The 14,833-nt window shown below is 41.1% G+C and carries 5 protein-coding genes and 1 pseudogene; all 6 read left to right on the top strand.

From position 1 onward, the window contains the following. Positions 1–92 precede the first annotated feature (92 nt). Positions 93–383: pseudogene (locus BA1DRAFT_RS17995) on the top strand (DUF6392 family protein); the annotation flags it as partial. Positions 384–561: 178 nt separating this feature from the next. Continuing rightward, a complete protein-coding gene (locus BA1DRAFT_RS17990) occupies positions 562–828 on the top strand; it encodes a DUF6392 family protein (RefSeq protein ID WP_051560848.1) in 267 nt (88 codons plus the stop codon). Positions 829–988: 160 nt separating this feature from the next. Further along, the gene (locus BA1DRAFT_RS17985; RefSeq protein ID WP_235201147.1) at positions 989–1,231 is read left to right on the top strand and encodes a hypothetical protein; all 243 of its coding nucleotides are present in this window, start codon (positions 989–991) and stop codon (positions 1,229–1,231) included. 447 nt (positions 1,232–1,678) lie between these two features. Next, positions 1,679–5,185: a non-ribosomal peptide synthetase gene (locus BA1DRAFT_RS17980; RefSeq protein ID WP_082303721.1), complete on the top strand. Its 3,507-nt coding sequence runs from the start codon at positions 1,679–1,681 to the stop codon at positions 5,183–5,185. Beyond that, the gene (locus BA1DRAFT_RS17975) at positions 5,182–9,891 is read left to right on the top strand and encodes a non-ribosomal peptide synthetase (RefSeq protein ID WP_036781939.1); all 4,710 of its coding nucleotides are present in this window, start codon (positions 5,182–5,184) and stop codon (positions 9,889–9,891) included. Before BA1DRAFT_RS17980 ends, BA1DRAFT_RS17975 begins: the two co-directional genes overlap by 4 nt. Beyond that, positions 9,888–14,744, top strand: a complete 4,857-nt coding sequence (locus BA1DRAFT_RS17970) for a non-ribosomal peptide synthetase (RefSeq protein WP_036781938.1) — start codon at positions 9,888–9,890, stop codon at positions 14,742–14,744. The genes BA1DRAFT_RS17975 and BA1DRAFT_RS17970 overlap by 4 nt, the downstream gene beginning before the upstream one ends. Positions 14,745–14,833: the final 89 nt, after the last annotated feature.

The raw sequence follows: 14,833 nt of genomic DNA, 5'->3' as shown, positions 1-14,833 counted from the left end.
AAGCTCCTGAAGACGTTTTTGCTTGTATTGGCTAATCCGACTTTTTCTCATTTGGATATCCTAGATCAAATTACTTATCTAGGACAGCCCCAAAATTAATCTCTGTATGCATTACTTTGATATCATATTTACCTGAAATTGAAATTTATAAAGGCAATATGCCTTCACCATTTCAACCTGTAATGGATAAAGACACAGTGAGAGCTATTTTAGGTCAACCTTCTGAGGTTAATGAAGCTACAGAAGTACCGATTATTGGCATGGTTGGTGGCTGGGATGTTTATATCGATTGCTTAAAAGACTTATATCCGGCAATCAATATTGTGTTTGGGTACACAATACATCAAAGGGTAAGTGATCTAACTTTTAAAAAATCTGGGTGAAGATTAATCTCTCACTATCCTAATACAGAAATTCGTTTTCTCTATTTGGCTGATTTACGGGTACATGCATTAATATTTGAACGTTTTGAATAAATGTCTTCTAGAGTTTTTTTTACTTTTATTGGATAGTGGTTAATAAACCGTTATCCATGTTTATATACTAGGGGTTATATAAATAATGACGATAAATATAGAGGCGTTAATAAATAGCCTAGGTAAATCTTATCAGGAAATTTTTAATGAAGGTTTAATTCCTTATAAGAGTAAGCCTAGAGGAGATTCTGGTGACGATTATGTGTCGTTAGATATGCAGAAAGAGGGGATATTTCTGGCTTTTAACCGGACCAGTAAGAAATTAACACATGTTACTCTGACATTGATCGATAAAGAACGGCCTCGTTATGTTTATCCAAATCAATTACCATTCCTTTGGTTAATTCAATGACGCGTGCATTTAGTTCCTACCGATATCAACTCATCTCATAATGTTTCCATATATAGGATTTTATCACTATTAAAGTCTATAATGTCTTTTTAATAGGACATTAGCATACAAAGTTACGATTGATATATAATGTGCTTATAATTGACCATTATAGATAATAATGGTTTTAATGTGTCATTTTGGAGTCACAAGAAAAACGGTACTGAATGCTGAAAAAGGTAAAGTCAAATTAGAGATTTTTGTTGCCATTATGGCAGCATTAAACTTAACCGAACAATTAAATCTTTTTCTTCCTAAACAAAGCATATCTCCTATCCAACTCGCTAAACTTCAGGGGAAAAAACGACAACGAGCATCTAGTCTTAGAAAAAACGATATTGAAGAGGATACGCCAGAATGGTAATGGAAGTTATCAACGTAATTTATAGTGAATTTACATATAATCCATAACTCTATTCCAAAGAAGCTATTGATAGTTTACTCCGATATTATGAGCGATTAATGAATGCCATTATGTCTAGTCAGGAAAAAGAGAATATCAGTTGTTTTTGTGATTAATGTTTTTTTAGATGCAGATTTATATTAATAGCAGGCAAATAGTTAATGAGTAAATAGAGTGTTCCTATTATCTGTTTAAATGGTTATTAATTTTGGTGTGATTTTTATATTGCTCATCTATTAAAAAAACCTTCATATTTTCTCACTGTTTTTGATAATAAAATCAAACAACATAGCTAATGATTTTCGATGCCCATATGCTAACATGATTAGAAATTTGTTATTTTGAAATTACGGACATCATGAATAATCACTTAATAAACAATTTGATATGATATTTTCAAGGAGATATATGAAAAATGCAGTGCAAATTGTGAATGAGGCTTTAAATCAAGGAATTACTCTATTTGTTGCTGATAATCGATTACAATACGAAACTAGCCGTGATAGTATTCCAGCGGAATTATTCAATGAATGGAAAAACTATAAACAAGAGTTGATTAACTTCCTGAGCCAGATCGATGCAGAAGAAGAAATTCAAACATATCAATTACAGAATATCCAACGTGATGGCAATGCAGAACATTATCCACTCTCATTTGCTCAGCAACGCTTGTGGTTTATCGATCAACTTACCGAAGGTAGTCCCCAATATAATTGCCCTGGATATTTGAGATTACGGGAACAACTGAATTTCGACGCTTTCAAGGCTGCGGTAAAAACGTTGCTTGAGCGTCATGAGGCGTTACGTACCCATATTAAAATTATTGATAATGAGCCACGGCAAGTCATAACACATTCCTATGATTTACCCATTACACTCTATGATCTGACTGCATTCTCTGAAACTGAGCAAGAATCTCAAGTCAAAAGATTTAGTAAAGAAGAAGATAACTTGGTTTTTAACCTCAGTACTGATTTGATGTTGCGTATTCGCCTGATCAAGCTGGCCGAAAATGATTATGTGATTATTTATACCATTCACCATATTGCCTGTGATAGTTGGTCAATAGAAATCTTCATCAATGAGCTTATCACCTTATATCGCGCGTATCATCAAGGAGAAATAGCCCCATTACCGCCACTTAAAATCCAATATACCGATTATGCTCAATGGCAACGAAATTGGCTGCAAGGCGATATTCTGAAAAAACAACTGGATTATTGGCAAACCCAGTTATCAGGTATTTCTCCACTTCACCGTCTTCCACTGGATAACCCACGACCAGAGAAACAGAGTTTTGAGGGGCAGCTTAATGAGCAACGTATTTCAAAGGGTTTAACACAAGAAATAAGAGCCTTATGTCACCAACATGAAGTCACATTATTCATGTTTCTGGAGACAGCCTTCGCCGTATTGTTGAGTCGTTACAGTAATGAAAAAGACATTTTGGTCGGAACACCACTTGCAGGGAGAAGACATCATGATATTGAACCTTTGATTGGCTTTTTTGTTAACTCTCTGGTGATCAGAACGGATTTATCCGGCCAGCCCACTTTCAGTGAATTGTTAAAGCAGAATAGTCGCACTATCCTGGATGCTTATGCACATCAAGATCTGCCATTTCAAATGCTGGTGGAAAAACTGAGTCCGGGACGAAACTTAAATTATAACCCGATATTCCAAATCGCGTTTACTCTGGAGAATACTCAGTGTGATATGGCACTGGCGCAGGATAATAATATTGAGTTTGAAGAGCGTCTGCTTTTGAAAGTCCGATTTGATTTGGAAATTCATATTTATGAAGAAGAGGAGGGAGGATTATCCCTGTTATGGGTTTATGACAGCAGCTTGTTCAACAAGATTACTATTGAAAGATTACTCGCCAATTATGAAACCTTGCTTGCTAATATTGTTAATATAATGAAGCCATGTATTGGTTCCGATCTAATACACAGGGAACCTTCTGTCCATGATATTCCACTATTAGCAGAGGCTGAAATACACACTTTATTACATGAATGGAATGGCCCACAGAATCATAGCCAGCATGGCGGCTGTTTTCATGAACTGTTTGAGGAACAAGCTGTCCGATATCCTGAAAAAACAGCGGTTATTTTTGACGGCAATTCATTAAGTTATCGGGAGCTAAATAAACAAGCTAACCAGCTCGCTCATTATTTGATAGAACAAAAGATCAAACCAGAAACATTGGTCGCGCTCTGTATTCCACGTTCAATACGCGCTGTAGTCGCGCTATTGGGGATTATTAAAGCAGGCGGTGCTTATTTGCCGTTAGATCCCAGTTATCCGAAACCTCGTCTTCAATATATGTTAGAACACAGCGAAGCTGAGTTTATTCTGACTGAAACAGATCTGATAGAAAAACTCCCAATTAGCCAGCAGAAAGTCGTCTGTTTGGATACTGAAATAATACAATCACAATTGCAGCGCATGCCTGCGGATAATATCGCTGAACGCCCATTCCCACTAACGGAAAATAATTTGGCTTACGTCATTTATACCTCTGGTTCTACGGGTAAACCGAAAGGGGTTATGTTGGAACATAAGGGGTGGGTAAATCTGGCACTTTCACAGGCGGGTTTATTTGGTGTTGATTCATATAGCCGGGGATTGCAGTTCGCTTCCTGGAGCTTTGATGCCATGATCTTAGAAATATCTATGACACTGGCGTATGGGGCCGCACTTTATTTAATTTCAGAAACTCAACAGCATACCCCTGAATATTTAGATGAGTTAGTTGATAAACATCAGATTACCCATGCTGTATTACCACCCGCTTTGCTGCCTTATCTGGACTTTAACAAATGGCGTTCCGTTTCAACCTTGCTTTTAGCGGGGGAAGCTGTACCGCCACAGATCGCTGTTCGTTGGTCACAGAATCGAAAACTGTTCAACGTCTATGGCCCGACCGAGTGTACTGCCATTGTGACTTCGGGCTTATTAACTGATGACAAAATTACGATTGGAAAACCATTGCCCAATACCGTTATCCGTATTCTTGATCCATCAGGCAATCTAGTGCCTATTGGTGTTGCCGGGGAATTATGTATTGGCGGCATTCAACTGGCACGCGGGTATTTGAATTCCCCTGAAACAAACGCAACGAAATTTATGACTGATTTGGCGGATAAATCCCAATCCCAACGTTTATACCGAACGGGAGATTTAGCCCGTTGGTTGTCTGATGGTAGTGTGGAATTTATTGACCGGATTGACTCTCAAGTCAAGATTAGAGGATTTAGGATTGAGTTGGGAGAAATCGAAACTGCACTGGTCGGGCATGACGCCTTAAGCAGCGCTGCGGTTATTACTTATGGGAACGATAAGAGATTAATTGCCTATGTTTGTCCAACCAAAGATTGGCTGGATAAAAAAGGGCTAAAATTTAATACCAACAACCCTTCTCAATCCTCCGATATTAAAGCTGAACTTTCAGAGCAACTTGAATCAGCATTGAAAAAACAATTACCAGAATACATGGTTCCAAGCCTTTATATTCCGCTAGAGCGAATGCCACTCTCGTTAAATAACAAAGTGGACAAAAAAGCGTTGCCTATTCCAAATGAAAATGATTTCCGCCAACAAAATTATGTTGCGCCAAGAAATGAAGTGGAGAGAAAAATTAGCCAGTTATGGCAAGAAGTATTGGGAGTTAGTCAAGTCAGCATTTATGACAACTTTTTCATGTTGGGTGGTCACTCTCTTCAGGCAACCCGCCTTATTAGCTTAATACGCAATGATCTAAACATTGAAATACCGTTGAGCAGTGTCTTTGAGCATCCAACACTTGAGCGATTAGCACGAATCGCCACGATTCATCAGGTTAAAGAAAAGAGCAAACATCTCCAGGCTGGGCAAGAGACAACACAGGAACTATTGGAAGGCGATATATGAAAAATGCAGCACAAATTATCAATGAGGCTTTAAATCAAGGGATTACTCTGTTTGTGATTGATAACAAACTGAAATATAAAACCAGCCGAGACAGCATTCCTCCGGAACTTCTCAGTGAATGGAAGCAATATAAACAAGAATTGATTGATTTCCTCAAGCAAATCGATTCAGAAGAGGATTCGGACACTCACCGACTGCAAGGTATTCCGCGTTATGAGCGTGCGGAACATTACCCGCTTTCATTTGCTCAACAGCGTTTGTGGTTAATCGATCAACTCACCGAAGGCAGCCCACAATATAATTGCACCGGTGATTTCAGGTTGAGAGAGTCGCTTAATCTCAACGCTTTTGAGGCGGCTATAGCAACATTACTTGAACGCCATGAATCGCTGCGTACTTATTTCAAAATTATTGATAATGAGCCTCGGCAGGTTGTCGCAACTTCCTATGATTTGCCGATTACCATCCATGATTTGTCCACACTTGCAGAATTTGAGCAGCAACAACAGCTTAAACAACTCGGCGAGCAAGAGTGGAAACAAGCTGTTAATCTCAGCACTGACCTGATGCTGCGTATTCGGTTGCTAAAATTAACAGATGATGATTATTTTATTCTCTATACGATTCATCATATCGCTTGTGATGGCTGGTCGCTGGCAATCTTTATCAGCGAGCTGCTGACATTATATCGCGCTTATTGCCAAGGCGAGGGTAATCCTCTGCCGCCATTACCAGTTCAATATACTGATTATTCCCAATGGCAACGGGATTGGCTGCAAGGGGATATTCTGCAAAAACAACTGGATTACTGGCAAAACCAATTATCAGGTATTTCTCCCCTTCACCGTTTCCCACTGGATAATCCACGACCAGAAAAACAAAATTTTGAAGGGAATGTTCATCCACAACGTATTTCAAAAGCTTTGACCCAAGAAATTCGAGCGCTGTGCGCCAAACATGAAGTGACGTTATTTATGTTTCTGGAAACGGCTTTTGCTGTGTTGTTGAGTCGTTACAGTAGTGAAAAGGATATTCTGGTTGGCATGCCGCTTGCAGGCCGAAGACACCGTGACACTGAGGCTTTGATTGGATTTTTCGTCAATTCACTGGTGATAAGAACGGATTTATCCGGTCAGCCTACATTCAGTGAGCTATTAAAACAAAATAGCCGCACAATCCTGGATGCTTATGCACATCAAGACCTGCCTTTTGAGATGCTGGTGGAGAAAATCAGTCCAGAACGGAATTTAAATTATAATCCTATTTTCCAGATCATGTTTGCAGTACAGAATAATCAACGGGATACAACGCTGGAGCAGGATAGTATTGTTACATCTAAAGAACGTTCCCTTTTGACCACCCGATTTGATTTGGAAGTCCATATTTATGAAGAAGACGAAGGTGAGTTATCCATTGGATGGATCTCTGACACCAGCCTGTTCAGAAATGCGACCATTAACAGATTAATCGCCAATTACGAAATTTTGCTGACTAATATTGTTGATGTGATGAAGCATCATACTGGTATCAGCGAGCCGTCCGTTCATGACCTTCCATTATTGGCAGACGCTGAACGGAATACCTTACTGCATGAATGGAGCGGGCCACAAATTCCTTATCCGACCGGGAAATGTTTCCATCAACTCTTCGAAGAGCGGGTATCACAATACCCTGAAAAAAATGCACTGATTTTGGGCGATGACACCCTGAGCTATCAGTCATTAAATGAGCAAGCTAACCAATTGGCGCACTATCTGCTTGAACAAGGGATCATACCGGACACGTTGGTCGCACTTTGCATACCAAGGTCACTACAAGCGGTTGTGGCATTATTGGGTATTCTTAAAGCGGGTGGCGCTTATGTACCGTTAGACCCCAGTTATCCGAAAGCCCGCCTCCAATATATGTTGGATCACAGTGAAGTCGAATTCATCCTGACCGAAACTCATCTGGTTGAAAAACTGCCAATTAGCCAGCAGAAAGTGATTTGTCTGGACACAGAGATAGTCCAGTCTCAGCTACAACATATGCCTACGGATAATATTACTGAGCGCCCACTTCCGCTCACGGAAAATCATCTGGCTTATGTGATTTATACTTCCGGCTCTACCGGTAAACCGAAAGGGGTGATGCTGGAACATAAAGGGTGGGTTAATCTGGCATTCTCGCAAGCAGATTTATTTGGCATTGACTCCCATTGCCGGGCGTTGCAGTTTGCCTCCTGGAGTTTTGACGCCATGATCTTAGAGATGTCTATGACATTGGCCTATGGCGCAATACTCTATTTGATTTCTGAAACCCAACGGCGTTCCCCTGAATTGCTGGATGAAGTGGTTGAAAAACATCAGATAACTCATGCTGTGTTACCACCCGCGCTGCTTCCACATCTGAATTTTAACAAATGGCGTTCTGTCTCAACTTTGCTTTTGGCGGGTGAAGCAGTACCACCGCAGATTGCTGTTCGTTGGTCACAGAATAGAAAACTGTTTAACGTCTATGGCCCGACAGAATGTACATCCATTGTCACTACAGCGTTACTTACTGACGAGAAGATTACGATTGGAAAACCGTTGCCTAACGTTGTGATGCGTATTCTTGATCAGGAAGGTAATTTGGCTCCGATGGGCGTTATCGGGGAACTGTATATTGGCGGCGTTCAGTTAGCACGCGGTTATCGAAACTCACCGGAAATCACAGCAAGGCAATTTATCCGAGATCCATTCAGTTCACATGTAACGGATGGCAGGGAAAACAGGCTTTATCGAACGGGCGATTTAGTGCGCTGGACGCCGGATGGTCAGTTGGAATTTATCGGCCGTGTTGACTCTCAGGTTAAGATCCGTAGTCACCGTATAGAATTGGGTGAAATCGAGACAGTTTTGTCCGGGCATGATGCTTTAAGTAGTGCTGTTGTGATCGCTTATGGTCAAGATGAAGATAAAAAACTCATTGCGTATGTTTGCCCAAGTACAGAGTGGTTAGGTGAAAAAGCGGTTGAGTTTAACGCAAGCAGCGTTGAGAACTGGACAGAAATTTTTGATGAGCAGTACCGTCAACCCACAACGGATAGTACTCGAAAAGAGAGCATTCAGAACGGTGATGCAGTCGCATCAGACAGTGATTTCGGTGGCTGGATGAACAGCTATACTGAACAACCGATTGTCCTTGAGCAAATGGAGGAATGGTTAGCAGGAATCATGCACAGGATTAAAGCCTTGCATCCTCATCGCTTACTGGAAATTGGTTGTGGTACCGGATTATTGCTGTATCGCTATGCTGAATGGTGCGAATCAGTGGTGGCGACCGATATTTCGGCTGAGGTTTTAAATCGGCATCAACATATTCTGCAACAACGTGGCTGGTCACATGTGCAGCTCAGAAGAGGAGATGCACTCAATTTAGGAACATTGAGTGCTGATGAATTTGATACTGTCGTGATTAACTCTGTTGTCCAATATTTTCCCAATGTTCAATATCTGGAAAAAGTACTTGAACAGTTAATACCGGCGGTTGAAGCGGGTGGGAAAATTTTGCTGGGAGATATCCGCAATTTAGATTTATTAACCGCCCATGCTACAGCGATAGAGCAAAGTCATCTTAACGGGCAGCGTATTCAGGTAGGGACGCTGGCGAACCGTATTCAGCGGCGTTTACAACAAGAACCCGAGTTTTTACTCAGTCCAACTTATTTTGCCCAATTACCGGAGCGTTACCCTGAAATTGGCCGGGTTGATATTCTGGTTAAACGTGGCATCGGCGACAATGAGATGTTGCGTTATCGTTACGATGTCATATTGCATAAAAGAGATGAAAAGACCAAATCTTGTCATGAATTACTGTTAAATTGGCATAATTTCGATTCTTTTGACAGTCTGCGTAATTTATTGCAGGTGGGCGCAGAGGATATATTAGGTGTTTCAGGTATCCCCAACGCCAGAATTAAAGATGACCTCACTTTGGCAGAAGGATTGCGTCACTGGTCGGCCAATCAGATGATAACGCCGCCAGAAAATGCCGGCAGTTTCTCCCCACAGGCATTGCAACAGGTTCAGGAATTCGAATCCTTACTGCAATACGCTGAACAATGTGGTTATCAATGCGGCATTACATGGTCACAACAGCAACCTGATTTGCTGGATGTGATTTTTAGTCGTGGAGAATTACCACCGGTACAAGCCCGTACTGACTATAATCAAACCCATTTAGCTAATTATCCGCAAATTTCGGCCATTAGCGGAGAACTTTCAGAATTACTCGAATCCGCACTGAAACAACAATTGCCAGAATATATGGTTCCAGGTCTCTATATTCCTTTGGAACGAATGCCACTCACGTTAAATAATAAAGTGGATAAAAAAGCGTTACCGATCCCAAATGAAGACGATTTACGCCGACAAAGCTATGTAGCGCCAAGAAATGAAATAGAAATTAAGATTGGTCAATTATGGAAGCGGTTATTGAATGTCAGTCAAGTCGGCATCTATGATAATTTCTTCACCTTGGGTGGACATTCACTTCAGGCAACCCGCCTTATTAGTTCAATACGTAACGAATTAGAAATAGAAGTTCCGTTGAGAAGTGTTTTTGAACACCCGACGCTTGAGCAGCTATCACAGGTTGTCACTATTCATCTTATCAAAGAAAAAAGAAAACATTTCCAGGCTGGGAAAGAGACAGCGCAAGAACTATTGAAGGGTGAAATATGAGAAATGCCGCGCGAATTATTAATGAGTCTTTAGAGCAGGGAATTACTCTGTTTGTTACTGATAACCGTTTACAATACGAGACCAGCCGCGGCAGTATTCCACCCGCCTTGCTCAGTGAATGGAAACAACATAAACAGGAGTTGATTGATTTTCTGAACCAGCTCGATTCAGAAGAGCAAACTCATCACTTTTTGCAAGATATTCAGCGTGATGGCAAAGCGGAACATTATCCGCTTTCATTTGCTCAACAACGACTATGGTTTATTGATCAACTGGATGGAGGAAGTCCCCAATATAACTGTATGGGGGATTTCAGGCTGCGGGAATTCATTAACATAAAGGCGTTTGAATCAGCCGTTAAGGCATTACTTGAACGCCATGAAGTCCTGCGTACCTATTTTAAAATCATCAATAACGAACCGCGGCAATTTATTGCCGCTGATTATGATTTACCGATTACACATCATGATTTATCTGCGTTGTCTGAAACTGAGAAAAACGATCAGGTAAAACAACTTAGTAAGGAAGAAGAGAATCTGATTTTTAACCTTAGCGCGGACCTGATGTTGCGCATCCGGTTAATAAAATTGGCAGCAGATGATTATCTTATTATTTATACGATACATCATATCGCCTTCGATGGCTGGTCGATGGCAATATTTCTCCATGAATTTTTCACGTTATACAAAGCTTATAGTCAGGCTAAAGCAAATCCGCTACCGCCGCTGAGAATTCAATATGCCGATTATGCCCAGTGGCAACAGGGTTGGCTGCAAGATGATGTGCTGAAAAAACAACTGACATACTGGCAGAATCAGTTAGCCGGAATTTCATCCGTCCACCGTGTACCGCTGGATAATCCACGCCCGGAAAAACAAAATATCGAAGGGCGGCTTCATCTACAGCGCATTTCAGCACATCTTACCCAAGCAATCAGAGCATTATGTGCCAAGCATAAAGTGACACTATTTATGTTCTTGGAAACGGCTTTTGCCGTATTGCTGAGCCGCTATAGTAATGAAAAAGATATTCTGGTTGGAACCGTTATTGCCGGCAGACAACATCCTGATATTGAACCTCTGATCGGTTTTTTTGTTAATTCATTGGTTATCAGAACAGACTTATCCGGTCAGCCGACGTTCAGTGAATTATTAAAGCAAAACAGCCGTACCATCCTGGATGCTTACGAACATCAAGATTTGCCATTTGATATGTTGGTAGAAAAGCTCAGCCCGGAACGGAACCTAAACCATAATCCCATCTTCCAAATCATGTTTGCAGTACAGAATAACCGACGTGAAGCAATACTGGGACAGGATGATATTATTGAACTCGGAGATAATTTATTTAGAACGACTCGGTTTGATTTGGAAATTCATGTTTTTGAAGAAGAACAGACAGGCGAATTATCTATAGTATGGATTGCAAATACCAGTCTGTTTTATAGCAGTACCATTGAAAGATTTATCGCCAATTACGCAACCTTGCTTTCTGGCATTGTTGAGGTAATGACAGATGATTCAGTCAATAAAGCGCCCTCCATTCATGAACTCCCATTATTGTCAGAAGCTGAAAAGCATACCTTACTGCATGAATTAAATGGGCCACAGAACCATTACCCACAAGGGCGCTGCTTCCATGAGTTGTTTGAAGAACAAGTGGCACTGAATCCTGAAAAAACCGCGCTGGTTTTTGGTGAGGAAAGCTTAAGTTATCAGGCAGTTAATGCTCAGGCTAATCAATTGGCGCATTACCTAATTGAGCAGGGTATCCAGCCAGATATTCTGGTTGCAATTTGCCTTCCCCGGTCGTTGCAAACGGTGATTGCACTGCTGGGCATTCTCAAAGCGGGTGGCGCTTATGTGCCTTTGGATGCCAGTTATCCGCAAGCCCGCCTGCAATACATGCTGGAGCACAGTGGGGCTGAATTTATCCTGACCGAAACACCACTGGTTGATAAATTGCCTATCAGTCAGCAACGTGTTATCTGTCTGGATGTCGAAACGGCACAGTCATATGTGCAAAACCTGCCCACCGACAATATCGTTCATCGTTCAGTGCCCCTGACAGAAAATCATCTGGCCTATGTTATTTATACCTCTGGCTCTACCGGCTGGCCAAAGGGGGCGATGCTGGAGCACAAAGGTTGGGTGAATCTGGCACAAGCACAAGCCGCGTTATTCGGTGCGGATGCTGATATTCGCGGGTTGCAGTTTGCTTCCTGGAGTTTCGACGCCGCAGTGTTGGAAATGGCAATGACCCTATCTTATGGCGCCCCACTGTATTTGATTTCAGAAACACATCGCCGCTCGCCTGAATGGTTGGATGAGATAGTTGAAAAACACCACATTACTCATGCCGTACTGCCACCTGCGCTGTTGCCTCATTTGGATTTCAACAAATGGCGCACAGTTTCAACCTTGTTGCTGGCAGGGGAAGCTGTGGCGCCGCATATTGCTGCGCAGTGGTCGCAGGGCAGAAAGCTGTTTAACGTTTATGGCCCAACAGAGTGTACTTCGATTGTGACTTCCGCCTTATTAACAGCAAATAAGCGAGTGACGATTGGAAAACCGTTGCCGAATACCGTGATGCGAATCCTGAATTCCGACGGTAATCTGCTGCCTCTCGGGGCTGTCGGGGAACTGCATATCGGCGGTATTCAACTGGCACGGGGGTACCGTAATGCACCGGATATCACGGAAAAACAGTTTATCCGTGATCCTTTCAGTACCAACCCGGCAGACCGACTTTACTGTACGGGTGATTTAGTACGCTGGACGCCGGAAGGTGAGTTGGAATTCATTGGCCGCCGGGATTCGCAGGTTAAAATTCGCAGCCATCGCATTGAATTGGGGGAAATCGAGTCTGTGCTGGCGGGGCAGGAGATTTTAAGTAATGCAGCCGTGATCGTTGATGGTCATGACAGTGAGGAGAGGAAACTCATTGCTTATGTTTGCCCGAGTGCGAATTGGCTGGCGGAGAAAGCGGCCGCTTTTAATGCAGATTACAGCCAAACGCATTTAGCTGATTATCTGCGACTTCCTGCTATTAGAGGAGAACTTGCAGAGCTACTGGAATCCGCCTTGAAAAAACAACTGCCTGACTATATGGTGCCCAGTCTCTATATCCCATTGGAACGTATTCCACTGAATTTAAACAATAAAGTGGATAAAAAAGCGTTGCCTATTCCAGATGAAAATGACTTACGTCGTCAGGCTTATATCGCGCCGAGAGATGAAATCGAGGAAAAACTCTGTCAGTTATGGCAAGAACATCTAAAAATCAATCAAATTGGTATTTATGATAATTTCTTCTCACTCGGTGGTCATTCACTCTTAGCAGTTAAAATAACCGCTGCTATAAGAAATACGTTAACCAATCATTTCAGTATGCATGAGTTGTTTGCGAATCCAACTATTGCTCAGATTGCAAGTGTGATTCGTCACAGTCATAAGCATGAAATATCCGCACTAAAGACAACTCACAATATATCTGATCACAATACATTTGATGGAAAAATGCCTATTTCATATTGTCAGAAAATGTATTGGTATTTTGTTCAAGAAGCGTTGTTGGAGGACAGTTTCCACGTACCCGTTACTTTGCTGATGGAGGGAGAACTGAATCACAGTGCGTTGGAAAAAAGTTTAAATACCATCTTGGAACGACATGAAAGTTTACGTTTTAAGTTTTATCAAGAAAATGAGCAGATTTTCATGCAGCCTGATAACAATATGAAAATCAATCTTCAAGTTATTGAAGCGTTACCAAGAGGAACCGAGAGAGAACAAATTATTATTGTAATTAACAAGCTCTGGGAAGAGAAATTAAGAACACCTTTTGATGTTTATAATGGCCCGTTAATCAAGACATTCCTACTGCCTGTTTCGGAAACAATCATGGTATTATTGATTGATGTACACCATATTATCTCCGATGGCTGGTCTATCAATATCATTATGAATGAGTTTAAACAGTTATATACCGCTTATTCACAGGGGCAAGAAAACACATTGCCACCCGTTGCTATGCAATATTCTGGTTATGTTTATGAGTTGCAAGAAATCCATGCGACTGAGGCAGCTAAAAAACAAATTAAATTCTGGCAACAACAATTTGATGATGTTAATCCAGAACGCGATTTTCCAGTTTCTTTCAGAAAACATCTGGCTTCAAAATATCGGTCTCATGCCCGTCATATCAAAATACCTGATTCGCTGGATAAAGCTGTTTTGCAATATTGTGAAACTCATAAAATCACACCTTATATGTTATTTATGGCTTTGTTCCACACTTCTCTTTTTATGCACTCCGGTGAATCACAACATATTGTCACCTCGCCAAAAGCTGACCGAACTCGCATAGAAAGCCATCAAACAATAGGATTATTCTTGGGTGACTTGATAGTAAAATCCAATATCAATAAGGAAATGAGCCTACAAGGAATTATTAAGCAGGTTAGCCAGTCTATTCATCGCGCCATAGAGAATTCTAATATCCACATGTCTGTCGTGATTGACGTGGTGGGAGAAAAGGCGAGGGAAGGTATATTTAACGTTCTGTTTAACTATTTGGATGCACAAAATTTCTATGATTTTATCGACGTGTCTAAAGATGAAAAATTATCATTGCCAAATCTTGATGTGGAAGTGATAGATACAGAAATAATTCCTTTTGAATCACTTGGGATGAATTTCTTATATTTGCCACAGAATATCAGTTGTGAACTCAATTACAATCCGGAATTATATACAGAAGCAGTCATTGATAGGATGGCTACATATTATGAACGACTGTTAAACGTCATCGTATCCGGTCAAGAAAAAGAGAATATCAGTCAGTTTTATGATTAAATTTTTCTGAGATATATACCCTATGGATTTCAAGATGCATCGCGACGGCAAGGGAGTGAATCCCTGGGAGCATAGCAAACTATGTGACT

Source organism: Photorhabdus aegyptia, assembly GCF_000612035.1.
Taxonomy (GTDB): Bacteria; Pseudomonadota; Gammaproteobacteria; order Enterobacterales; family Enterobacteriaceae; genus Photorhabdus; species Photorhabdus akhurstii.
This window is presented reverse-complemented; position numbering and strand designations above follow the sequence as displayed.